Here is a 22,867-nt window from a genome sequence, read left to right on the forward strand (position 1 = left end):
GTCAGGAAGTCGTGCGGCCGAAGTCGGCCCAGGCGGAAGTGCCGGGCTGGGCCGAGTGGTTCTCGTCGCAGACGACGAGGTCGGAGGGGCGGGCGCCGGTGGCCCGGTGACGGACGATCGACATCAGGTCGTCGTCCGCGAAGCGTCCGGCCGTCGCGGCGAGTCCCAGGCAGATGTCGACCTCACCCGCGCCGACGAGGGCCGCGAGTTCGACGGCGGCGGCCATCTTCACGCGCATCCGCGTGGTGCCCGCGGCGGCGGCCTCCATCAGCCAGGACTTCGCGCCGGGGCCGAGCGCGAGGAACGTCTCCTCGGCCGGGCTGGCCGGCTTGGGGCGCGGGAGACGGGGCGAGCCGTCCATCTCCTGCGGGTGGCCGGGGTAGTGGGAGGGGTCGATGACGGGCCGTCCGGGCAGCGCGATGTGGTGGCGGGCGACCTCCAACAGGCCGGCCGGGCCCTGCAGCCACTCCGGGCGGTGCGGGAGCTGGGCGAGGTCGACCACGACGACGAGCTCGTCACCGTCGACACGCACCCAGGCCTCCTGGCCGACCAGACCGGCGGGGGTCGAGTAGCGCACCGAGCCGAAGCGCACCGTCTGGTCGGTGTTGATCGTGCGGCTCTCGCCCAGCGCGACCGTGTGCGGGGCGGTAGGCAGCGGGTGCAGCCGGCGGCGCTCGACGTCCAGGGCGGAGGCCGGGGTGCGGCCGGTCTCGCGATGGACACGGGTGTTGACCTGCTGGCAGAACAACGCGCAGGCTCCGCGCAGTTCGGCGAACGAGCCGTAGTCCGGCCGAAGGTTCGCGCCGGTGGGCACCAGGTCTGCCTTGGCGATGCGGACGGTGGCCTCCGACCCGCCCTTCGACTCGGGGTCGAACGGCATGCAGGTGTGGACCTGCATCCCGTAGTGCCGCCCGGCCGCGACGACTTGGGGATGGCGGACCGGGATGCCGGCGACCCGGTCGATCGTGACGGTCTTCTCGTTGTCCGTGAGTGCGTAGGTCGGTGCCCCGCCGATTGCCCGCAGTGTGGCGTCGATGCACGAGATCAGCGTCGGCAACGTCCGGTCCCAGACCGGGATCACCACCCGGAACCGGGACCAGGCCAGCCACGCGCAGAACAGCAGCGTCTGGCGCTGACCGCCGCCCCGGTCCCGGGACCTTCGGGCCGAAGCCCCAGTCGAACTGGAGCCACAGTCCGGGCTCGGTGATCCAGGGACGGTAGGTGCGGCGGTGGCCGGCGTTCCAGCGTTCCTTCGCCGCGGCGACCGCCCGGCGGGTCGTGCGCTCGTCGCCGGTGAACCCCAGGATCACCAGGCGTTCGTGCAGTTTGTCGGCCCGCACCCGGCCCTGCGAACGCTCCACCCACTCCTCGACCTTGGGCAGGAACGGGTCGATCAGCCTCGGTCGCCGGATCGGCTGGTCAACCGGTTGACCGCTGTCCCTCATCCGCGCGTACCGGCGAACGGTTTTTGGATCCACCCCCGCCAGTTGCGCCGCCGAATGCGCACATCCGGTGGCGTCGAGCGCCTCGAAGATTTCCATGATCACCCTGTCAGACTTCTTCACGATCCCTCCGGAGGGGACTGACTCGATGTCGGCAGCACCGAGCAAAACCCCGGAGGGATCACCAGTTCGGAACCGACACGAACGGCCCCAAGGACAGGGAGATCAGCTGTCCGCGGAGAGGGACCCGTCGTGACCGTCTACAAGGATCTTGAGCTGTCCGCTCACACGGGTGGCTGGTCCGAGCATCGCCCCGTCGATGGCGTACCTGAGCCGGTCCCGGGGTGGAGGTGCTGGGCGGCGAACGCGCCACGACAACTCGTACCAGCCCGCAACGGGCCGCGAGCCAGCCCGTCGACGGTCACGTAACGCCCCACCGCCTGCACCAACCTCCCCGCACACACGGACGAGCTGATCGTGCCGAGGAGTAGACGCGTGCTCCGCGCGGCCCTGCGCATCCCGGGGCTACACCAGCGGCAGGAGCGCCAGCGCCTCCTTCGCGTTGTACTCGGCGATCTCCTGCATGAACGCCCGGTGGGGGAAGTCCCCATCGAGGAGACGCAGCGGACCGGCCACCAGCGACAGGCGCATCGCGAGCATGTAGAGGTCGAGCCGCCGCGGATCGAGACCGGGCCGGGCCAGTGCGGCGTACCGCTCTCCGAAGCGGATCCGGAGGAACACGTGCTCCCACTCGACGTCGAAGTACATCAGCCCCTCGATGTCGATCAGGACGGGGCGCCCGTCGGCATCAACCAGGACGTGGTCGGGTCCGAGCTCTCCGTGGATCAGCCCGTAGGCGGTGCGAGGACCCACCCGATCGGCCAGTTCCTGCAGACGGTCGCGCAGTGCGGCGTCGGCCGCCGCGATGCGACCGTCGCGCCCGGCCGCCTCCTCAAGGTCCCGCAGGGCACGGTCGAGGACCCGTCGCTCGCACGAGACCTCGGACGCGGATCCGCCCCGCTCCAGCAGGTCCACCCTGCCGTAGCGCTCGCCCTGGTGTCGGTGCATCACCTCGAGCATCCCGGCGAGGTCGCCCAGGGTTCCCGCAGCGCGCGTCGGATCGGTTTCGAAGAGTGCTTCGAGCGTACCGCCGGAGACGTCCTCGACCACGGCGACGTCCGCCGGATAGTGGCGCCGGCTGTCATCCGCCAGGAGTACCTGCGGAACCCGTGCCCCGAGGCTGTCCAAGCTCCGCTGCGCGGCCAGGAACGGGACCAGTCCGGAGGCGGGCGCGAACGGGTCAGCCGGATCGGCCTCTCGCGCGCCTGGCCAGAAGTTCTCGGCATCGGCCCAGCTGTAGACGATCACACTCGCGGTGCGGGTTCCATCAAGGCGGACCCGGTACACCCCTTTCCTGCTCCCCCCACGCAACCGGTCCACCGCGACGACGTGGCATCCCGATCCGAGCGCGTCACGCACAAGCCCCGACAGGTCTTCGATCTCCGCGAATTGCCGCATCCGCGGAACCTACTGGAGGCGGCGCCGGGCGTGCCACGAGATATCCCCCTCACCTCCGACTGCCCCACCGCTCCCGGTGCCCCGGCTGCCTCCGCGATCAGCACCTCGGCCCGGGTGCTGCAGCCGTCCCCAGCCGTGGTTGGCCGCACCGATGCCGTCGACCGCGTGGACATGCGCGTAGTCGAGATCGCGGCTTGGCCGGGCGGCAGGTTGAACCCTGACTCGATCGTGATGGCGCGGTCGCCGGTCGCGTCCCCGTCGAGCCGGCCAGGCCGTCGTGGATCGGGGCGGCGATCGGGACGGTTGGCGGATTGTCGGGCGGCGGTCTGAGGTTGCCGCCAGTCTCGTGCCGTTCCCGCGCGGGAAAGCAGCAGAAGACCTTCGAGTACCCCGATGAGCTCAGGAACGCGCAACGGGCGCTGATGGCCGTGCAGGCCGAGCACCGCACGCTGCTGGCCACGCTGCCGTCGTGGAGCGGGGACCTGGAGGCCGCCCGGCAGGGGCTGGGCGAGGAACTGCGGGCCGAGTCCGCCCGTCCGGCGTCAGCATCGGGGAGAGCATGGACCGGACGATGCCTGGGACGCCCGGGAACACGGCGGCAGCCGCCCCCTCCTCCTGCGCGGCGCCCCCGTCCCGGCCCCCGTCCCGGTCTGCCGATCACGAAGCTCCCGAGTCCTGCCGAACACCGTTTCCCCCCAAGGCAATTCGACTACGCTCGCGAACCAAAATCGAACGAGGGGGGAGCGCCCATGCCCTACGAGGGTCAGGCTGACCGGGGATGCGCAGGTCACCACGGGTGACACCGCGACCGGGGGGTTCCCGGGCCGCTGTTCCTCGCCGAGGGGCTGGCGGGAACGGTCATGGGTTCAACCACGGAGGCCGGCCGTGCCGGCCAGGACCACCTCGCGGGCTTCGATCAGCAAGTCCGCGGCCACCGGTTCGACGCGTCGCCGCGAGCCTGATCGATGACCTCCGCCAGGACGTCGCCCGGCCGGGAGCGTTCGAGGCCGGAGCCGGCGCTCGGACGACCTACCGGGTGCGCTTCGACAACGGGTTCGTCCGGTCTTGAAGAAGGCCGGCTGACCCGGGCCTGAGTACCTCGCCCTCTCACCGCCATCGAGGAGATCCATGGCGCGACCGGAACCGGGTCCGCGAGCGAGCCCTGGCCATCGCGGCGACGGCGGACTGGGGCGCCGCTACACGCCCTGGCTGCGGGAGCAACGGGTCCGTCAGGCTCCAGGGGCACTATCACGACGCGGCCCGGGGCCACTTGGAATTCGCGGCCTACATCGACGAGGGGCTTGAGGCGCATCTGCGTCATTGCACCTTCTGGCTGGATCAGCGCCGCCCACCCCGCTGTGGGGAGGCCCTGCCAACGCTGTAGCCCGCACTTACAGCTCCGGCTGGTAGCGGCGTATCGTCCGGCTGCCCGCATCGGGCACAGAGCGGTCTACTTGCCCTGTCCCCCGCATCATCTGAGCGGCCCCGGCACGGGCGCCGTCGAGGTCGAGTTCCGCCATTTCGAGCTTCTGCCGGATTTCTTGGGGTCCCGCAAAAAGCTGCGGAGAGTCGTTCCTCGAGCTGCCGGTCGGCCGTCAGCAGTTCTTGGATCCACGCCGCAGCCTCGGTGGAGCCGGTCTGTCCGAGTTGCTGACCGAGTTGCTGACCGAGTTTGCGCCGGACCACGTCTCCGGGCTTGTCGCGCTCCTCGCCAGATTCCGCATTTCCGCCCGGGCGAGCAGGCGACCCCGCAGCCGACCCCGTCCGCCCGCCGAGGCCAGGGCCTCGCCCGCGCCCGCTGACGGCCGGACTCGTCCCGCGAAGTGGTGCCGCCGCCCGGGAGGACCGAGGGAACCGGCGCCGGGAAGTGCCTGCCGTAGGACGACGGAGGAGCCGGTCCGGACGAGTTGTCCAGGCCGACTCCCCTCGGTTCTGCTACTTACCGGCCGTCACGTACTCTCCGGCCGTCACGCGTCGAGCGACCCTGCCGTCAAAGCCAGGCACCGCTCTGCGCGGTGGCCACGATCGCGCCGTTCTTGTACGCAATGGCCTTGCCGCCCCACATGCCGGGGCCGTAGTTCGACGTCGCGGGCCAGGTGCGGTCGTCCGAGACCACGTCACTGCACTGGATGTCCATCGTGTAGACGTTGTTCCAGGAGTTGAGCTGGAGCCAGACGCAGATCCGGTCGTAGGCGCCGCCGCAGTTGTTGCCGCCGCCGTTGACCCACACCCGGCCGTCACTGTTGCGGTAGGGCTGGCCGGCGTAGAGGTCGCACGACTGCAGGCTGGACGCCGACCCGGACACGGCCGGTGCGGCGACGGCGGTGCCCGCCGAACCCAGGCCGGCGAGGGCCACGGCGGCCGCACCCGTGGCGGCGAGCTTCCGGAAACCGAACATGAACTTCTCCCCGTTGTTTGGCGGGAGCCACATGAGCCCCACGAATTGCCTCACTGATGCTGTGTCCCAGGAGTTCATGCGTCAATCAGCTTTAACAGCAGGTGAGTAGTCGATGAGTACGGGATCGGAATCGGAACCGCCTCTTCCTCATGACCAGCGGCCGTGAAGTCGGGCATCGTGCGGGCGCGAACATGCCAGAATCACCGCGTCCCGCGACGGTTTTCGGCAATGATCCGGCCAAGAAGCCGACTTCCGGACAATGGCTCGGCGGGATCCGGCTCCGCGACGGTTCAGAGGGCGGGCACGATCATCGCCGTGAACGGGACGGTGGCCGCCAGGCGCTCCGGGGTCGTCCGGTCGACCGCGGCGACGGAAGGTCAGGAGTTGGCCGGCACCTCCGGCCGAACGGGCTCGGTGCCGCGCGTGTCGCCCGTGTGGAGGACCGGGCCGGGGCCCGCCAGCACCGCCGACCGGATTCGGCAGAACAGCCCATTGCCTCCGTACACCGCGGCATCGTGATCCCCTGAGCCGTATTCACCGCTGGAGTCCACGGGTTCACGTTCCGGGGAGCTCGTTGCGGGATCGGAGGTTGAGTCTGCCGAGGGCTTTGGCGACGCGGTGGTCGACGGTGCGTGGTGACAGGTGCAGTGCGTGGGCGCGTCCAGGAGCGCCTGCCGGCCGTCCCGGGTGGTGCGCAGGGTCAGGTCGGCGGTGACCACGCCCACGTCGACGGTCTTGACGCCGCCGGGACCGGCGGTGGTACCGGTCGTGACGATCGGGTCCACGCCGGCGGGGTCGACGGCCCGGCCGGGGGTGGTCGTGATCCCGCCGGGCAGGTGTCGAGCAGCTGGCCGATCGCCGCCTCCTCCGCCTCGGTGACCGTCAGCGTGTAGAAGGCCTTCACGTCCGTCCAGACCTGGCGTAGTTGCACCAGGCCGACCGGGACGGCGGCTTCCACCGGTCAGGGGTCTGGTCGCCCTTGGACCGGCGCAGGTACGGGTGCACCCACTCCCGCGCCTGGGTCCACGTGAATAGCGTCCACCTGCTGAACGGCACCACCGGCGAGCAACAGGCCTCACCGAGATGCTCGACACCTGCGCGTACCGCCTGCTTCGGCATGGACCCGGTGGCGGGGAAGGTGGAGGCACTGCGCTCGAAGGCGAAGCGGCTGACAGCGCGCGGCTGGCCGGCCGGGTCGTCCCCCGGCCGGTTCACGCTCGCGAAGGGCGTGACCGGGCAAGGCGGCGGGTCATGAGGAGCGTCATCGACCAGTAGACCATCGCGGCCGTTGATCGGTTTGCCGCCGTCGAAGCCGCGGCGTCGGATCCGGCCACGGCGTCCGCCTCGATGGACCGGGAGTCGGTCACCGCGGCGCTCGCGTACCCCGTGGTCGCCGGCGTTCCCCAGGCTGGGCACCAAGCCGTCACACGCGAGAGCGACTGAAGTGGACCCTGCCTCCGCGATGCCGTAGAAGTGCGACAACAGGGCCTCCTGGACAGCCTGTTGACATAGACCCCCTTTCGAGCTGCCAAGAGGCCCTGCTTTAGCTCTTCGCGTACCCGAGCCGAGTACAGTCCGCCTGCCATGCGTCGTTCTGGAGATTTGTTCTGTGGTCCGGCGGCACGGGGTTGCCCATCGAGGCAGAAAGATCGTTCACCGACTGAAGACCGTACGCGACAGAGGTTATGGAGAGCGCCTCCTTGAGCTTGGCATCCACCGCTTGCCGGGACGCGGCGTCGAACGCCTTGGAGGTCGCATCGTCCTGATCCGACGTACCCTTCCCCTGGGGCTTCGCTGCGGTCAGCGCGGCATAGGCCGCCTCACACGCCGCCTGGTCTCCGGCGCTGATGTGGGCGGCGGTTGTGGTCGGCGTCGTCTGTCCGGCGTCTGTCGTCGCCGGGGGGCGGGCGTTGTGTCGGGTGAGCGCATAGACGCCGGTACCGCCGACGACCAGGACTGCTACGACGATGGGTATCAGGACTACTGGCTTCCGACTCGCGGGCGGCGGGTTCAGCTTGGCGGTCACGGGCGTGGTGCGCGGCGGCGTCAGCATCCGCAGGGCTGCGGCGGTGTCCGGGCGGGTCGTCGGGTCGCGGTCCAGCAGTGCCTTGACAAGGCCTGTCAGGCCCCCGGCGCGGGTCGGCTCCGGCAGCGGTTTGAAACTGATCGCCGCCATCGTCGCCGTGGGGGTATCCCTCCGGAACGGTGAGGTTCCCTCTACGGCCTCGAACAGTGTCGCCCCGAGTGACCACAGGTCGACGGCCGGGGTGTCCGGTGCGCCGTCGAAGCGTTCCGGCGCGAGGTACTCCAGGGTGCCGATAAACGAACCGGTGGCGGTGAGTCTCGTATCGGCGTGGTTCTTCGCGATACCGAAGTCCGCTAGCAGCACCGTGCCGTCGCGTGCCAGCAGCACGTTCGCCGGCTTGACGTCCCTGTGGATGATGCCGGCCGCGTGCGCCGCACCGAGCGCGGACAGCACCCCGGCGGCGATCCTGCCCACCTCGCCCGGGTGGAGGGCTCCGCGGACCTCCAACTCCTCGGCGAGGGAACGCCCGTCGACCAGGCGCATCACCATCCAGGGGACGCCGCCGTCCAGAACCGCATCGTGCACAGCCACGATATTCGGGTGGTTACGGAGGGCCGCGGCGTTCCTCGCTTCCGCCAGGGCACGCTTCACCGCCTCGTCGCCGTCGACCCGGACTTCTTTCACCGCGACGTCCAGATTCAGCGTCTCGTCACGGGCACGCCACACAGTCCCCATGCCGCCGGTGCCTAAGTGCTCGATCAGCCGGTACCTGCCCGCGATCAACCGTCCGTCCACAAACCGCCCCTGTCCTCCGTGTTGGACTACCGGTTGAACAGGGTAGTGGCCGGGGCGGGCAAAGTCTGATGATCTCGGATCGGTGCCGGTCAGTTGAGCGGTTGGCGGTTGTCAACGGCGGCGCCGGGTCGGGGATGCGCTCGTCCAAGGGCCCTGCCCCGGTGGGCAGCTCGTCCGCGAGCGCGATGGCGTGGGCGGCGTTCACCTCGACAGAGGGCACCCGCCCGGCGTCGAGCCCGAGGGCCCGGCAGCTCTCCGCGCCCGGACAGCTTGTCGGCGTAGACACCCTTCGAGCTCCAGTGTTCGGTGAGCCCGGCGGTCACGGCGCGAGGTCCTTGCGCAGACCGGTGGCGAAGCCGGTGTTTGCGGCGCGGCCCCTTCAGAGGGCGGCCGGGTGGCGGTCCAGGACGGCCGCGACGATGGCCATGAGCCGCTCCCCCGCGTGCTCGACGCTTCCGTTCTGGGCACTCACCTGGGCTCCTTCGAGGACGAAGGTGATCTCCGCGGCGGCCCCGTCCGGATCGGGCAGCCCGGCCCGGGTGCACAGGCCGTTGAGCCGGCGCAGCTGGCCGGCCTTGTGGGCTTCGATCAGCCGACGCGCCGGGTGGGTGCGGTCGGGCAGTTCCGCGATGGAGTTGATGAACGGGCAGCCCCGGTGGGAGATCCCGGGAAGTCCGTCGGCGATGAACCGGGCCATCCCCAGGATCTGCGCCCGGGGCTCGTCGGGGTGTGCGGCGGCCAGCTGGTCGAACGCGGCGGTGTAGTCGGCCGCGACGATGCGCAGCCACTCCTCGACCAGCGCGTCCTTGGTCGCGAAATGGCGGTACAGCGCCATCTTGGTGGTCCCGGCCCGGCTGGCGATCGCCTGGACGCCCACCGCCTTGATCCCCTCGCGGGAGAAGAGCTCCTCCGCCGCGTCGAGGATCCGCTCGCGGGGCGGCAGCGTGGCCACCCTGCTCTGCCTGCTGACTCTGTCCGTGCTCGCCATGCGGTCCCTCATCGGTCCGGTGGGGCGTTGTACCGCCCTGGCCCCGATGTTACGGTACCGAACAGTCCCAGGCGATACCGATTGGTCTCACGCGATACTGATCGGTATCGTCAGCCGGTACCGACTCCTGAACGGACGCCCATGAAGCTCTCCGAGTACGTGACCTACGACGCCGTCGGCCTGGCCGACCTGGTGGCTCGCGGCCAGGTGAGCGCCGCGGAACTCGCCTCGACCGCCCACCTGGCCTCCGACGCGGTGAATCCGCGGCTCAACGCCGTCATCGAGACCTGGCCGGCCGAGGACACGCCGGCTCCGGGCAGTACGCCGCTGGCAGGGGTGCCCTTCCTGATCAAGGACATTGCCGTCGCGATGGCCGGCAAGCGGGTGGAGCTGGGCAGCCGTATCGCCGTGGGAAACGTCGCCGCGGCCGACTCCTCGCTCATGGCACGCTTCCGTCGCGCCGGGCTGGTGACGCTCGGGCGCACGGCGACCCCCGAGTTCGCCTACAGCACCACCACCGAGGGCGTCCTGTACGGCGCCACCCGCAATCCCTGGGACCCGGCCCGAAGCCCCGGCGGCTCCAGCGGCGGCTCGGCGGCCGCCGTCGCCGCGGGCATCGTCCCGCTCGCGCACGCCACCGACGCCGCGGGCTCCATCCGCGTCCCCGCCGCCGCCAACGGCCTGTTCGGACTGAAGCCGACCCGCGGCCGGATATCCCTGGGCCCCGACGCGGACGAGGTCTTCAACGGGCTCGCCGTCCACGGCGCCCTCAGCCGCTCGGTCCGCGACAGCGCCGCGCTGCTGGACCTCGTCCACGGCCCCGAGGCCGGCGACCCCTATGCCGCCCAGCTCCCGGAGCGGCCGTATGCGCAGGAGGTCACCCGCTCCCCGGGCAGCCTGCGGATCGGCCTCCTGACACGGCCCTGGGGCGGTCGGGCCGTCGATGCCCCGGTCGTCGACGCCACCCTGCGCTCCGCACGACTCGCCGAGTCCCTGGGCCACCGGGTGGACGAGGTCCAGGTCGACCTCGGCGTCGGCTGGGAGGAGTTCCTCCTGGCCAACGCCCGCCTGTGGGCCACCAATCTGGTGACGTGGATCGACGGCTTCGCCGCGGCCTTCGGGCGGCCCGTCGACGCCACCACCGTCGAACCCGAGATGCTGGCCAGTTATGCCTACGGACGCGAGGTCACCGGGGCCGAGTTCGTCCACGCGCTCGCGATGCGCAACAGGGTCGCGCGCGCGATCGGCCGGTACTTCACCGGCTACGACGTGCTGCTCACCCCGACCCTGCCCGAACTTCCGGTCCTCCTGGGCACGTACGCCGAAGGCGCCGAGGGCGCAGACGGTCTCGGCTGGCTCCGGCAGCTCCTCCATCGCTCGCCCTTCACCGCCGCGTTCAATGTCGCCGGCACACCCGCCATGTCCGTCCCCCTGGAGAGCGATCCCTCCACCGGACTGCCCATCGGCATCCAGTTCGCCGCGGGATACGGACGCGAGGACGTCCTCTTCCGTCTCGCCGGACAGCTCGAACAGGCCGCTCCCTGGTCGCACCGGACCCCCGCGGTGTGGGCGGGCGGTCACCACGGCGCCTGACGCCCGCAGCCACGTGCGCCCGGTGAGGCAGTCGCTGACAGCGGCGGTGCTCTGGCCCGTCCCCGGGCGACGGCGCGTCCACCGCGGGTGGTCGGCGAGGAACGCGTCGAGGGCTGCTTCCGGGTGCGGCGCCGATCGATCTCGCGGCTCGGATGCCTCCCGCCGTCCACCATCGGCACCCGGGGGTCAGCATCGCGAGCGGTCGGTCCTGGCCGGCAGGGGCCGACGGGAACGGGTACGCCGCCGAGACAGCTCGGCGGCTACGGGCATTCCCGGCAGAAGCGTCCTTCGCGGCGATCGGGGCCGACAACGGCAGATCCCGCACACGCCCGACTACGTCGCCGGCTCGGCCGTGGCCGTCGCCGCACGCCAGGCGGCGATGATGACGGCCGCCTTGGTCTCGAAGTCCGGGTCGCGCCAGGCGCCCGGCATGCCGATCACCGCAGGAAGCTTGAAGTCGCCGTACTCCCGGTGGATGACCCGCACGACGTCCCCGGAATCGGGGCGGTTGCGGTTCTTCCCGACCTCGACGTTGGTGATGTCCGCCCAGGCGAACCGCTTGCGGGAGCCCAGCGCCCCGGTCCACCAGATCTCGTGCCCGTCGAAGCTCACGCTGCTGAAGGCGCCCCTCACCTGGAGGAGTCCACCGGTGATCAGGAGAGCGCCGAACGCCATGACGACGACGGCCCGGCCCTCTGTCGGGACGGACGAACCGCGGTGGAGAAGGTAGGCACCACCGGCCAGGAAGAGCGTCGAGAAGATCCACTGACGGCGTACCTGTGCCGGATGGAGACGGTGAGTCACGTGTTTCACCAGCGGATCTTGGCAGGTCGGGCGCATCTGAGGAAGCGTCACCTTCACGGCCCCCTGCCGTGGCCGAGGAGGCGGCCTCGGCGCGGACGAGGACCGCCGAGGCGTGCCGGCCCGTCACCCACCTCGGCGGCACCGGCGAGGAGCGGCACCGGCTGCGGGCGTTCACCCGAACGGCACCGCCCCGGCCGCGGCGACGCGCCACGGCGGACGGGGCCGCCAGGCCGGGCCGCAGCGGGAAGGCCTGACGGCCGACCGGGCCGACGGCCGGGGCTCACCTCGGGCATCCGTCCCCTACGGTGTCCGTGATCACCGCGCACGGACAGCCGGCGCGGTGCGTCAGACCGGGGGATCGACCATGCACTTCAGCCTGCTCGGCCCGCTCCTCGTCCGTATCGGTGACCGGGAGCGGGCGGTCGGCGGCGCCAAGGTCCGCACGCTGCTCGCCGTGCTCCTGCTGGAGCCCGGCCGGCCCGTCCCGGTGGACCGGCTCAGGACCGCCCTGTGGGGCGACGACCCGCCGGCCTCCGCGAACGCCTCGCTGCACAACATGCAGGCCCGCCTGCGCGCGCAGCTGGGCGACGAGCACGGCGAACGCCTGCGCTCCACCCCGCTCGGCTACCTCCTGGAGGTCGCCGGGGGCGAGTTGGACGTCCAGGTCTTCGGCCTCGGTGTCCAGCGCGCCCGCGAGGCGCTGCTGCGGGGGGACTGGGACGCCGTACGGGAGGAGTCTGCGGGGGCCCTCGCCCTGTGGCGCGGCGTGCCGCTGGCCGAGTCCCCGGACCTCCCCGAGGCGCAGATCCCGCGCCGCCGGTGGCAGGAGGCCCGTCTGGAGGCCCTGGAGTGGCGCATCGAGGCGGAGCTGCGCCTCGGTCACGTCCGGGGACTGGTGCCCGAACTGACCGGGCTGACGGACGAGCACCCGCTGCACGAAGATCCCACGAACTCCACGGTGTAACGGGATTGGCCGGCGACGAGGTTTCACAGCGGGGCCCGGTAGGACGAGCCGGTGGCGCTGCCGGCGCCCGCGGTGATCGAGTCGCCGAGCGGCATCACACGCAGCGAGGGTACGGCGACGGCGGCGGGCGCGGCGGCAGCCGGCGCGGCGGCGTGCGCCGCCGGTGCGGCGGCAGCCGGCGCGGCGGCGTGCGCCGCCGGTGCGGCGGCCGCGGCGAGCAGGGTGCTCAGGCCGAGGGCCAGGATGCGTTTCAAGTTCTCCCCATGACGTGCGGTCGTTCGTTCTCGGAGGGGGGCTCCGGTTGACGGACCGGAGCCCCCTCAGGCGCCGGTGACGGGTGGCCGGCACCGGTCACGGGTGTCAGGCGCCGGTGGCGACCTGCCCGAGGTTGGTCCAGTTGCTGCCGCCGTCGTAGCGGTAGACGTTGACCGAGCCGTCCGGGTTGACGGCGATGTAGTCGGGCAGCCCGTCACCGTCGAAGTCGGCGAAGCGCACGCGGTTGGGGTCCGCGGTGATGCCGCTGGCGACCTGGACGGGCGAACCCCAGTCGCCGCGGCCGTCGCCGCCGTTGTTCTGCCACACCGTGACGGCACCGGTGGCACCGATGGTGACGTAGTCGTCCTTGCCCCGGCCCCAAAAGTCCGCCCACTTCACGCGGCCGTTGCCGGCCTCGGTGCCATGTGGTGGTCCCAGTGCGTCCTGATCATGCGCCACTGGGCGTCATCGCCCTGGAAACCGGGCCTGCAGACGGGGGCGCCCTGCGCGACCTTCAGGTAGCAGCCCTTGGGGCTGGAGATGGTCGTCCAGGCACCGGTCGCGTCGAGCTCCATCCAGGCGAGCCCGTAGTCGTGGCTGCCACAGCCCACGGTCAGGACCTTGGACCCGTCCGTCGCCAGGCAGGAACCGCCGTAGTACATGGAGCCGTCGACGATGTTGTTCTGGTACCCGGTGACGAAGTACTGGTTGTCGTTACTGCCGCAGGGCTGGAGTGCGACGGGTCACGCACCCGTGTCGGTGGTCCCCACCAGACACAGCCCGGTCGCCTTGTTCTGGATCTGGAACGCCAAGGGGTGCACGTCGGCCGACGCCTGGCCTGCGGAGAACGACACGCCGGCCACCAGCATGGCGACGACGGTCAGGCCGGCTCTGATCCGGCGGAATCGGGGAACTCTGATCTTCACGCGTCCTGCCTCCGGCGTTGGGTGCGCGTGACCGGCCCGGCTTCACCGCCGGGCCGTTCACGCGATGACCCCACGAGGCTGGCAGGGCGCTCCAACAGCGGCCCAACAGCCGGCCAACCGTCCACCGTTGCGGGAAGGACGGTGACACCGCTCGACGGCGACCGGGTCGCGTTGTTCGTCCGCCCCGCACGCGCCGCCCGGACCGCACCCGACGGCGCCTTCGCCGTCCTCGGACTCCCGCGCCCGCGCCCGCGCTTCCCGGTCGGAGCGCTAGCCGATCGCGATGACGGGACGGTCCGCGGGGTCGATCCAGTGCAGCGTCCGGGTCAGGAAGGCGGCGGGGACAGCGACGCAGCCGGCGGTGGCGTCGGCCCGGGGGCCGAGGTCATGGAGGAAGATCCCGGCGCCCCGGCCCTTGACGACGGGAGAGGTGTTGAAGTCGATCACCAGGGCGTTGTCGTACTGGACGGGGTAGTTGATGAGGTGTTCGCTGCCCAGGGGGCCTTGCTCGGTGAGGTGGAAGCCGCCCTGGGTGTCGGTGCGCATGCGGTTGTAGTGGGCGGAGGAGGGGTCCTGGACCCACCAGTCGTGGGTGGTGACGTGGTGGTAGGGCAGTTTCGTGCCCGGGTCCGGGGAGATGCCGAAGGCCTGGGTGATGGTGTACGTGCCGGTCGGCGTGGTGCCGGTTCCCTGGACACGGGTGGGGCCGTCGTGGACACCGCCGGACCCGATGCGTGCGTCGGTGGTGGAGTCGAGGGCCTGCCAGAGGCCGTCCTGTCGGCTCCAGAGGGTCACGGTGGCGCGGGTGCCGTCGGCCTTGACCGTGATCACCTGGTCGGCCGGGCCGGCTGTCACCGGTACGGGGAACGGGCCGTCGCCGGTCGATGCCTTCGGGGTGGGGCTCGCGCCGGTTGCCGTGACGGCGACGCCGAGTGCGAGGGCCACGCTCGCACAGCGGTGTGCCGAGCCGCGGCGGTGGGAGGACGGTGTCCGGGAGACGGCCATGGACGGGTGCTTTCTGGTACGGAGGACACGGGCAAGGTGACGCGGGGCCGTAGTGGGCGGCGCCCCACGTTCCACCACCTGCTATCGGGCGGTGCTGCGATCGGCCGCCCCGCGCCGGGGACGGTCGACCACGCCAGGGGCCATGATCGCCTTGCCGGGGTGGCCGTGCCGGTACCGACACCGCCGAGCCTTGTGGACACGGATCGGGGCGGCTCGGTGCGGGCCACGACGAACTCAGCCCACGACGCGGTGGGTCCGGCCGCGTCCGCGAGGGGGCGGTGGCGGCGGTCACGGGCACCGCCTCGGCCCGGAACCGGGAGGCTGCCGGTTCCGGGCCGAGGAGGGCGGGGCGGGCTACCGGGCGGCCTGTGCCTCGGCCTCACGCTTGAGGTTGGTGACCCAGTTGTGGAGGGAGGTGTCGAGGGCGGCCTGGAGCACGGCTTGGTTGGCGGTGACCGGCTCGCCTGTCCACGACTCCTCGGTGTGGACGAGGACGCCGTCGCGGGTGGGGGTGAAGGTCCAGACGTGGACGGCGGTGATGCCCTGGGCGGGGCCGCCCCAGACGAGGCGCTTGCAGGGGACGACCTGCTTGACGGTGGAGGTGATGTCGAGGCCTTCGGTGCTCCAGCGGAACACCGAGCCGGGGCGCAGGCGGCCGGGCGTGTCCTTGGTCATGCTGTCGACGTTCGGCTGCCAGGCGGGCCAGTTCTCGACGTCGGTCTGGATCTTCCAGATGGTGTGCAGCGGGGCGTGGATGAGGATGTCGGTGCGGGTGATGACCGGGGCCTGCTGGTCTATCTGCACGTCCGCGGGGCGCTTGGCGGTCGCCTCGGCCGCCGCGGTGGGGCGGCCGGTGGTGAGGGCGGAGGCGGCGGTGGAGGTGGTGAGCAGGAGTGCCACGGTGATGGCGGCGGTCCTGGCTGCGGTGAGTGTGCGCAAGGCTGTGCTCTTTCGTGAGGAGGGGGCTACTGGGCGTCCCGGGGCGGTGTTCGTCACCGGGCGTTCGTCACCGGGCGTTCGTCACCGGGCGTTCGTCACCGGGTGCTGTCGGGGATCCAGGAGCCGTGGATGCCGGCGGTCACCCGGCGCGGGAGGTGGACGGTGGCGATCCGGTCGAGGCCGGCGGCGTCCAGGACGAGCAGCTGGGAGGCGTCCTGCTTGAGGTCGGAGACCACGGTCAGCAGGTAGCCGTCGTCCTCCCGGGTGCCGTCGGCCGCGGGGACGAACACCGCTTCGCTGGGCAGCCGGGCGTCGCCGGCCTGGTGGATGCGCCGCTCGCCGGTGGCACGGTCGTACTTGACGACGCCGTACCCGCCGAAGCCGTCCTGGTCGGGGAAGGAGACCGCGTACTGGTAGCGGTTCTCCAGGCCGAGGTAGTCCTCGTTGAGGGTGGGGAACTCGATGGCGAGGTCGTCGATCACGCGCTCGTCCACCCGGCCCGCGGCCAGGTCGATGGTCCAGCGGCGGTTGTAGGAGCGGGCGTTGGGCTCGCTGCCGCGGCCGGGGGCGCCGACCCACCAGTTCCAGGACAGCTGGAAGCCCTCGCGGTCGACGGTCGGGCCCTCCAGCACGATGCGCCCGTCGGCGTCCTCGTAGGCGTTGGCGACGTGCAGCATGTTCCCGGGCTCGATCGGGAACCAGCGGACCGCGGCGGCGCCCTGCGGCCCGCGCGGCATGACACCGATCCGGGCGGGCTGTGCGTCCTGCCAGGAGTACGGGATACCCGAGTGCTCGGCGGGGTCGAAGGTGACGGTGCCCTCGACGAAGACGACGTGGTTGCGGGTGACGGCGAAGTCGTGCTTCAGCGAGGCGGTGGCGCCGGGGATCTCGGCGCTGTGGGTGATGTGCCCGTCGGAGTCGGCGACGTAGTAGAGGAGGAACGGCGGGAAGGGCGAGGAGCCGAAGAAGTGCAGTTCGCCGGTGACCGGGTCGCTCTTGGGGTGGGCGGTCATCGCGCTGCGCAGCTTGCCGGCGAAGTCGAACGGGCCGACCGTCTCCAGGTCCCTGGTGAGCTCGAACGGGAAGTTGGCCTCGCACAGGGCGAGCAGCCGGCCGCCGTGCTCGATCACGTGGGTGCCGGCGGTGGAGGCGGTCAGGTCCGGGCCGTTCTCGGTGAGGTACGGGGCGCCGTCCAGTGCGGGGGTGCGCACCCAGCGGTTGCGATACCACTCGGCGCGGCCCTCGCGCAGCCGGATGCCGTGCACCATGCCGCTGCCCTTGAACCAGTGGGTGGGGGTGACACCGGGCTTCGGGTTGTGGCTGTTGCGGACCAGGCGACCGGTCAGCTCGGGCGGCAGGGAGCCCTCGACGGTCAGTTCGGTGGCGGTCAGTTCGTCGGCGGCGGGGGTGTGGTGGCCGGTCAGGAAGGGCTTGTCAGTCATGGTCGGTTCCTCAGGGTGTCGGTGCGGTGGTACCGGCGGCACAGGACGTGGTGGTGGCAGCTCGTCAGGAGCGGTGCTCGGAACGGTTCTTCAGGCAGGTGAGCCAGTCCTCCAGGGACGTGCGCAGGGCGGCGCCGAGCTGGTCGGCGGCGGCCTCCACGGGGGCGCCGCTCCAGGACTCCTCGGTGCGGACGAGCACCCGGTCGCCGGCGCGCTCGAAGGTCCACACGTGGACGCCGTCGATGCCGTGCGCGGGTCCGCCCCACACGATCCGGGCGCCGGGCACCAGCTCGTGGACGGTGGAGGTGATGTCCAGCCCGTGGGTGCGCCAGGTGAACGAGCTGCCCTCGGCGAGCGGGCCGTCCAGGCGGGCCTGGTCGATGTCGGTGTTCCACACCGGCCAGTCGCCGATGCCGGTGTGCAGGGCCCACACCCGCTCCAGCGGGGCGTCGATCTCGGTGGACAGGCGGACGATGACGGGTGCGGTCTCGTCGATGGTGGTCATGGCGGGGTTCCTCTCGGTCGGTGTGTGGCGGATTGCTGGGGGGCTGTCGTGGGTTGCCGGGGAATGGGGTGGTCAGTGCGGGCCGTGGACGGTGGGCCGGGGAGCGGGGTTCGGGGCGTCGGTGCGGTCGGTGGGGCCGGTGGAGCCGGTGGGGGTGCGCCGGGTCAGCCGGGCCGCGAGCAGGGCGGTGGCGGCCAGGACGGCGGCGGAGGCGGCGAAGGCGCTGCGGTAGCCGGAGGTCAGCACCTCCGGGTCGGGCCGGTGGCCGGTGGCGTGGGCGGTGACGGTTCCCGCGAGGGTCGCGAGGACGGCGAGCCCGACGGCGCCGCCCACCTGGCGGGTGGTGTTGACCAGTCCGCCCGCCAGTCCTGCGTCCGCGCCGGTGACGCCTTCGACGGACAGGGCGGTCAGCTGCACGAAGGCGATGCTCAGACCGACGCCGACGAGGAGGGTGGGGCCGAGGACGTCGGCCGGGAAGCCGCCGTCGGCACTGATCCGGGACAGCCACAGCATCCCGGCCGCCTCGGTCAGCAGGGCCCCGACCAGCGCGGCCCGGGTGCCGACCCGGCGGGCGAGGGCGGGGGCGAGGGCAGCACCGGCCATGTTGGCACCGGCGAGCGGGAGTTGCCCGAGGCCCGTGGTCAGCGGGTCCTCGCCGAGGACCTGTTGCTGGTAGAGCGGGAGGAAGTAGAACAGGGCGATCCAGGTCGAGCCGAACAGGCCCATCAGCAGGTTCCCGGCCGCCACCTTCCCGCCCGCGAACAGACGCGGCGGAACCAGCGGGGCCGCGACGCGGCGCTCGATCCGGAGGAAGACCAGCGCGAGTGCGGCGGCGGCGCCGAACGCGGCGAGGACCCGGGTGTCGGTCCAGCCGTCGCGGCGGGCCGTGGTCAGGCCCCACACCAGGGCGGTCACGGACATGGCGCTGGCCGCGGTGCCGGCGAGGTCGAAGCCGGCTCGGTCGGCGGGAGGGGCGGACGGGACGAACGTGACCGTCGCCACCAGGACCGCGAACGTTCCGATCGTCACGGCATGGAAGATCCACGGCCATCCCCACGCCTGGGTGAGCAGCCCTCCGAGTACCACTCCCGCCGCACCTCCCGCACCGGAGACCGCGCCCCAGACCGCGAGCGCCCTGCTGCGGCCGGGGCCCGGCGGATGGAGGCCCATGGCCAGGGCGAGTGCGGCGGGGGCGATCGCCGCCGCGCCGACGCCCTGCGCGGCGCGGGCGGCGATGAGGACACCGGGTGAGGCGGCCAGTGCGGCTGCGGCCGAGGCGGCCCCGAACGCGCCCAGGCCGACGAGCAGCACCCGGCGCCGGCCCAGGAGGTCGGCGGCGCGCCCGCCGGCCAGCAGCAGCGCGCCGAAGGCCAGGCCGTAGGCGTTGACCACCCACGTGGTGGTGGCGTCGGAGAGCCCCACGCCGTCACGGATCTGCGGCAGCGCGACGTTGACGATCGAGGTGGCGAGCATGACGGTGAACTGGCCGGCGGCCAGTACCGCGAGGACGGCGCCGGGAGGCGGTTTGCGCATGGGGGGGCTCCTGACGGGCCGGTGGGGGGCTGGGGCGGGCGGCGGCGTTCAGCGCGGGGCGCGTTCGGCGGCGGACCTCAGATGGAGGAGCCACTGGAGCAGGGACTGGTCGAGCGCCTGACCGATGCCTGCGGGATCGGCTCGCACGGGGGCGCCGTCCCAGGACTCCTCCGTGGCGACGAGGGTCGCTCCCGCCGAGGGCGTGAGCCGCCACTGATGGACCGCGGTGATGCCCTGGGACTGACCGCCCCACAGGATCAGGCGGGGCGCCTCGACCGCGTACACGGTGGAGGTGATGTCCAGTCCGGCGGTCCGCCAGTGGAACACCGCGCCCGGCGTCAACGGGGTCAGCGCCCGGGCCTCGGTGATGTCCGGCTGCCACGACGGCCAGTCGGGCACGGAGGTCAGCAGATCCCAGACGGCGGGGGCCGGGGCGCTGATCGGCAGTTCACGACGGGCGACGACCGCAGCGGCCCGGTCGATGCCGGAGGGCGTGTTCTTCATGGGCTCGAGTCTCGTCCGGTCGGCCCCACGCCCTCATCGGCGAAAGTCGCCTAGGCGACTGCCTAAGTCGTCCGGAAACCGATGCCGAGACGCGCAGCGGTACCACCCCGGACGACCCGACGACCCGACAGGCCGACAGGCCGACAGGCCGACAGGCCGACGGCACAGCGATGGAACCTCGCGCGGCCGACGTCGTCCGGCCCCCGGGGCGGCGTCGAGGTACGGTCCACGCCCCGGACAGCAGGCAGTCACCCGGTCAGCGGGACGAGCTCCCTAGGTCGTCCGTCGTCTGGCCGACGACGGCAGCGAGCTGGCGGCGGGAGGTGATGTCGAGCTTCTTGAAGATGCTCCGGAGGTGGGCGTCGATGGTCCGGGGGCTGAGGAACAAACGGTCGGCGACCTCCCGGGAGGTCGCGCCGGTCGCCACCAGTCGGGCGATGTTCAACTCCTGACCGGTCAACCCCTCCATCACCCCGAGCGTGGCGGACCGGGCCTGTTCGCCCGCGGCGACCAGCTCGACCCGGGCCCGTTCGGCGAACCCCTCCGCACCCGTCGCGGTGAACAGCCCGTGGGCCGCGCGCAGCGCGTGGCGTGCCTCCAGGCGACGGCCGTCCCGGCGCAGCCACGCCCCCTGGTGCAGCAGGGCCCGGCCGTGCCACAGGCGCAGGCCGGCGGCCTCCAGGCGTGCCACGGCCTCGGCGTGGAGCGGCTCGGGGTCGTCGGACAGCAGGGCGGCGAGGTGCGCGCGCACGCCGAGTGCCCAGTCGGTGTTCGCGGCACGGGCGTGGTCCGACAGCCGGGCGAACGCCTCACGGGCCGCATCGTCCTCGCCGCAGCGCAGTGCCGCTTCGACCAGTTCGGGCAGGGCGAGGCTGGCGGTCCCGAGGTCACCGTCGGTCAGGGCCAGCCGGGCCGAGGCCAGCGCCGTACGGTGGTCGGCGGTCCCGTTGGCGTGGAGGGCCGCCGCCGCGTGGGCGGTCGCCGTCAGCATGCCCTTGCGCCGCGCGTGGGACTCGGCCAGGACCTGGGCGATCAGGGGTTCCGCCTCGGCGGCGCCGCGCAGCGCGGCGGCGAACAGTCGGCCGTACCAGTGCCGCGGGACTCCGGTCACGTCGGCTATCGCGTCGGCTTCGCTGTTCAGAGCGGAGGCCGTGAGCAGGTCGCCGCGCTGGACGGCTGCCATGGCCTGCATCCAGAGCCCGACCGGGAGGATCATCAGCGTTCCGCTGGTCCGGGCGGTGTCGACGGCACGGGTGGCGAGCTCGTCCTCCAGGGCGACGTCCCACAGTTCGATGGCCAGCAGAGCGGCGAGCGACAGGCGGCGCGTCCACAGCGGATCGGTGACGTCCGACAGCAGGCGCAGCAGCCGCGGGACCGCTGCGAGGTCGTCGTCGAGGTAGGCGACGAGCGCGTCCAGCAGTTCGTCGGCCGTGGTGCGCTCCCCCGTCGCGGCAGGGGCGCGCCGGGCTGCTTCCAGGGCGTCGCGCGCGGCGGCGGAGGCGCGGCCGACGACGAGCCCCGCCTGCAGGGCGTCGAGCAAGTGGAGCCGGGCCCGGGCGGGATCGAGACCGGCGGCCCTGATGAGGTGGCCGACCGCGTCGGCCGCGCCGTCGCGGAAGAACGCCGCCCGGCCGCGCAGGAGTTCGGCCTCCACCCGGCCCGTGCCGTCGATCGGGCCGCTTTCGGCCGCCTCGACCAGGGTGATCGCGTTCTCGAAGGAGCCGGCCTCCAGCGCGGCCCGCGCCGCGTCGAGGCTTCGGCCAGCCCGCAGGCGCGGGTCGGCCGTGAGGGCCGCGGCCTGTTCGAGGAAGGCTGCCTCGGCGGCGGCACCGCCCCTGCCCCGTGCGCGCTGCGCGCAGCGCAGCAGCTCGGCCGCGACGTCCTCGTCGGGGCGGGGCGCGGCCTGGGCCCGGTGCCAGGACCGCCGGTCGGGCGCGGTCAGCGGGTCGGTGGCATCGGCGAGTGCCGCGTGGACGCGGCGGCGCTCGGCCGGTGACGCGGACGTGTACACCGCGGAGCGCACCAGCGGGTGCCGGAACCGGGACTGGCCGCCCAGCTCGATCAGGTCCGTGGCCTCGGCCTCCGCTCCGGCTTCCGGCGCCACGTCCAGCACGTCGGCGGCCCGCCACAGCAGGCCGGGATCCCCGGTCGGCTCCGCGGCCGCGACGAGGAGCAGCGTGCGCGCGGCGTCGGAGAGCCGGGAGATGCGGTCCTGGTAGCTGCGCTCGATGCGGTTGGCGGGCGAGACCGGGGCGGGCAGCCCGTACCCTCCGGCCAGACCTGCCGGGCCCAGGCGGCGCGGCAGTTCCAACAGGGCGAGCGGGTTTCCGCGTGCCTCCGCGAGGATCCGTTCGCGCACCCGCTCGTCCAGCGGGCCCGGGAGGCGGGAGGACAGCAGGGCCCGGGCCGCCTGGTCGGGCAGCCTGGACAGCGTCAGCGCCGTCAGCCCCTCGAGTTCCGCGACGGCGTGCGGGTCGCGCACTCCGAACACGATCGCCACCGGCTCGTCCGCGATCCGCCGGGCCACGAACGCCAGCACCTGAGCCGACGCCCGGTCCAACCATTGCGCGTCGTCCACGACGCACACCACCGGCGCCTCGGCCGCGGCATCGGACAGCAGGCCCAGCAGGCCGAGGCCGACGGTGAAGCGGCTCGGTGTGCCACCGTCCCGCAGCCCCATGGCCACGGCCAGGTCCTCCCGGTGCGCGGAGGGCAGCCGCTCGATCCGCTCGTGCAAGGAGCGGGTGAGCTGGTGCACCGCCGCGTAGGCGAATTCCGCTTCGAACTCAGCCCCGTTCACCCACAGCAGCCGTACGCCCTCCACCCCTTCGGTGACATGACGCAGCAACGTGGTCTTGCCGATACCGGCTTCACCGCGAACGACCGCAGCCCCGCCCCGCCCCGCTCGCGCGGCGGCGAACAGCTCGACGAGAGCGACGCGGTCGGTGGGCGGGAAATACTCTGAGCCGGTCACAGGAGCCACGTCGGAATCATGTCATGCCCTCTGAGCTCGGCAGATTCGCCGAGGCGCGTACCAACACGCCTTCCGTCCGGCTGCCGAGGACGTCAGCCACCACCTTCATGGAGGCGTGGCGCCTTCGCGACAGGATCGTCGCCAACGGAGGCTCGCTCCGGCCATGGCTGCTCGGCATCGCCACCCACACCGCGAGCAACCAGGTGCGCAGCAGCCGGCGCCACCGCCGGGCCTCGCGGGCGACCGCGGCGCGGAT

General features: G+C 72.3%; 19 protein-coding genes and 2 pseudogenes. 3 read left to right on the plus strand and 18 right to left on the minus strand.

Features of this window, described 5'->3' with window-relative positions:
* Window position 1: 1 nt before the first annotated feature.
* The 6 genes and pseudogenes from istA to AB0F71_RS18380 form a co-directional block, all read right to left on the minus strand.
* A pseudogene (gene istA / locus AB0F71_RS18355) lies at window positions 2-1,541 on the minus strand (IS21 family transposase).
* A 426-nt stretch (window positions 1,542-1,967) separates the two neighbouring features.
* On the minus strand, window positions 1,968-2,960 hold the full coding sequence (locus AB0F71_RS18360) for a phosphotransferase (RefSeq protein WP_360234962.1): 993 nt from the start codon (window positions 2,958-2,960) through the stop codon (window positions 1,968-1,970).
* 1,990 nt (window positions 2,961-4,950) lie between these two features.
* Window positions 4,951-5,358 (minus strand): hypothetical protein, encoded by a 408-nt coding sequence (locus tag AB0F71_RS18365; RefSeq protein WP_360234965.1) that lies wholly within the window; start codon window positions 5,356-5,358, stop codon window positions 4,951-4,953.
* Window positions 5,359-5,735: 377 nt separating this feature from the next.
* Window positions 5,736-6,143 (minus strand): hypothetical protein, encoded by a 408-nt coding sequence (locus AB0F71_RS18370; protein ID WP_360234968.1) that lies wholly within the window; start codon window positions 6,141-6,143, stop codon window positions 5,736-5,738.
* A 758-nt stretch (window positions 6,144-6,901) separates the two neighbouring features.
* The gene (locus AB0F71_RS18375) at window positions 6,902-8,167 is read right to left on the minus strand and encodes a serine/threonine-protein kinase (protein ID WP_360234971.1); all 1,266 of its coding nucleotides are present in this window, start codon (window positions 8,165-8,167) and stop codon (window positions 6,902-6,904) included.
* A gap of 391 nt (window positions 8,168-8,558) precedes the next feature.
* On the minus strand, window positions 8,559-9,167 hold the full coding sequence (locus tag AB0F71_RS18380) for a helix-turn-helix domain-containing protein (protein WP_360234973.1): 609 nt from the start codon (window positions 9,165-9,167) through the stop codon (window positions 8,559-8,561).
* Window positions 9,168-9,308: 141 nt separating this feature from the next.
* Between AB0F71_RS18380 and AB0F71_RS18385 the strand changes: the two genes are divergently transcribed.
* Window positions 9,309-10,760, plus strand: coding sequence for an amidase (locus AB0F71_RS18385; RefSeq protein ID WP_360234976.1), 1,452 nt, complete (start codon window positions 9,309-9,311; stop codon window positions 10,758-10,760).
* A gap of 333 nt (window positions 10,761-11,093) precedes the next feature.
* On the opposite strand, the gene AB0F71_RS18390 is transcribed toward AB0F71_RS18385, so the two are convergent.
* Window positions 11,094-11,564, minus strand: coding sequence for a DUF308 domain-containing protein (locus AB0F71_RS18390; RefSeq protein WP_360234979.1), 471 nt, complete (start codon window positions 11,562-11,564; stop codon window positions 11,094-11,096).
* Window positions 11,565-11,928: 364 nt separating this feature from the next.
* Here AB0F71_RS18390 and AB0F71_RS18395 point away from each other — a divergent pair, with 364 nt between their 5' ends.
* Window positions 11,929-12,528, plus strand: coding sequence for a BTAD domain-containing putative transcriptional regulator (locus AB0F71_RS18395; RefSeq protein ID WP_360234982.1), 600 nt, complete (start codon window positions 11,929-11,931; stop codon window positions 12,526-12,528).
* A gap of 23 nt (window positions 12,529-12,551) precedes the next feature.
* On the opposite strand, the gene AB0F71_RS18400 is transcribed toward AB0F71_RS18395, so the two are convergent.
* From AB0F71_RS18400 to AB0F71_RS18450, 11 genes are all read right to left on the minus strand, one after another.
* Window positions 12,552-12,782 (minus strand): hypothetical protein, encoded by a 231-nt coding sequence (locus tag AB0F71_RS18400; RefSeq protein ID WP_360234985.1) that lies wholly within the window; start codon window positions 12,780-12,782, stop codon window positions 12,552-12,554.
* A gap of 106 nt (window positions 12,783-12,888) precedes the next feature.
* The gene (locus AB0F71_RS18405) at window positions 12,889-13,182 is read right to left on the minus strand and encodes a VCBS repeat-containing protein (RefSeq protein WP_360234988.1); all 294 of its coding nucleotides are present in this window, start codon (window positions 13,180-13,182) and stop codon (window positions 12,889-12,891) included.
* Window positions 13,179-13,445: a hypothetical protein gene (locus tag AB0F71_RS18410; RefSeq protein ID WP_360234991.1), complete on the minus strand. Its 267-nt coding sequence runs from the start codon at window positions 13,443-13,445 to the stop codon at window positions 13,179-13,181. The genes AB0F71_RS18405 and AB0F71_RS18410 overlap by 4 nt, the downstream gene beginning before the upstream one ends.
* An 81-nt stretch (window positions 13,446-13,526) precedes the next feature.
* On the minus strand, window positions 13,527-13,709 hold the full coding sequence (locus AB0F71_RS18415) for a hypothetical protein (protein ID WP_360234994.1): 183 nt from the start codon (window positions 13,707-13,709) through the stop codon (window positions 13,527-13,529).
* Between the two features lie 270 nt (window positions 13,710-13,979).
* On the minus strand, window positions 13,980-14,654 hold the full coding sequence (locus AB0F71_RS18420) for a L,D-transpeptidase family protein (RefSeq protein ID WP_360234997.1): 675 nt from the start codon (window positions 14,652-14,654) through the stop codon (window positions 13,980-13,982).
* Between the two features lie 414 nt (window positions 14,655-15,068).
* The gene (locus tag AB0F71_RS18425) at window positions 15,069-15,653 is read right to left on the minus strand and encodes an SRPBCC family protein (RefSeq protein WP_360235000.1); all 585 of its coding nucleotides are present in this window, start codon (window positions 15,651-15,653) and stop codon (window positions 15,069-15,071) included.
* 95 nt (window positions 15,654-15,748) lie between these two features.
* Entirely contained in the window at window positions 15,749-17,095 is a 1,347-nt protein-coding gene (locus AB0F71_RS18430) for a carotenoid oxygenase family protein (RefSeq protein WP_360235003.1), read from the minus strand.
* 64 nt (window positions 17,096-17,159) lie between these two features.
* Window positions 17,160-17,600 (minus strand): SRPBCC family protein, encoded by a 441-nt coding sequence (locus AB0F71_RS18435; RefSeq protein ID WP_360235006.1) that lies wholly within the window; start codon window positions 17,598-17,600, stop codon window positions 17,160-17,162.
* Window positions 17,601-17,672: 72 nt separating this feature from the next.
* A complete protein-coding gene (locus AB0F71_RS18440) occupies window positions 17,673-19,133 on the minus strand; it encodes an MFS transporter (protein WP_360235009.1) in 1,461 nt (486 codons plus the stop codon).
* A gap of 48 nt (window positions 19,134-19,181) precedes the next feature.
* Window positions 19,182-19,637 carry an SRPBCC family protein gene (locus AB0F71_RS18445; protein WP_360235012.1) on the minus strand — a complete coding sequence of 152 codons (456 nt, stop codon included), beginning with the start codon at window positions 19,635-19,637 and terminating at the stop codon, window positions 19,182-19,184.
* Window positions 19,638-19,893: 256 nt separating this feature from the next.
* The gene (locus tag AB0F71_RS18450; RefSeq protein ID WP_360235015.1) at window positions 19,894-22,620 is read right to left on the minus strand and encodes an AAA family ATPase; all 2,727 of its coding nucleotides are present in this window, start codon (window positions 22,618-22,620) and stop codon (window positions 19,894-19,896) included.
* Window positions 22,621-22,693: 73 nt separating this feature from the next.
* Here AB0F71_RS18450 and AB0F71_RS18455 point away from each other — a divergent pair.
* A pseudogene (locus AB0F71_RS18455) lies at window positions 22,694-22,862 on the plus strand (sigma factor); the annotation flags it as partial.
* Window positions 22,863-22,867 lie beyond the last annotated feature (5 nt).

The organism is Kitasatospora sp. NPDC028055 (genome assembly GCF_040637885.1).
In the GTDB taxonomy this organism is placed as follows: domain Bacteria; phylum Actinomycetota; class Actinomycetes; order Streptomycetales; family Streptomycetaceae; genus Kitasatospora.

Excerpts from the sequence above, each read along its gene's own strand:
- AB0F71_RS18430 (WP_360235003.1), bottom strand. The coding sequence starts at position 17,095 with ATGACTGACAAGCCCTTCCTGACCGGCCACCACACCCCCGCCGCCGAC.
- AB0F71_RS18380 (WP_360234973.1), bottom strand. The coding sequence starts at position 9,167 with ATGGCGAGCACGGACAGAGTCAGCAGGCAGAGCAGGGTGGCCACGCTG.
- AB0F71_RS18445 (WP_360235012.1), bottom strand. The coding sequence starts at position 19,637 with ATGAAGAACACGCCCTCCGGCATCGACCGGGCCGCTGCGGTCGTCGCC.
- AB0F71_RS18385 (WP_360234976.1), top strand. The coding sequence starts at position 9,309 with ATGAAGCTCTCCGAGTACGTGACCTACGACGCCGTCGGCCTGGCCGAC.
- AB0F71_RS18360 (WP_360234962.1), bottom strand. The coding sequence starts at position 2,960 with ATGCGGCAATTCGCGGAGATCGAAGACCTGTCGGGGCTTGTGCGTGAC.
- AB0F71_RS18395 (WP_360234982.1), top strand. The coding sequence starts at position 11,929 with ATGCACTTCAGCCTGCTCGGCCCGCTCCTCGTCCGTATCGGTGACCGG.
- AB0F71_RS18435 (WP_360235006.1), bottom strand. The coding sequence starts at position 17,600 with ATGACCACCATCGACGAGACCGCACCCGTCATCGTCCGCCTGTCCACC.
- AB0F71_RS18410 (WP_360234991.1), bottom strand. The coding sequence starts at position 13,445 with ATGTACTACGGCGGTTCCTGCCTGGCGACGGACGGGTCCAAGGTCCTG.
- AB0F71_RS18440 (WP_360235009.1), bottom strand. The coding sequence starts at position 19,133 with ATGCGCAAACCGCCTCCCGGCGCCGTCCTCGCGGTACTGGCCGCCGGC.
- AB0F71_RS18365 (WP_360234965.1), bottom strand. The coding sequence starts at position 5,358 with ATGTTCGGTTTCCGGAAGCTCGCCGCCACGGGTGCGGCCGCCGTGGCC.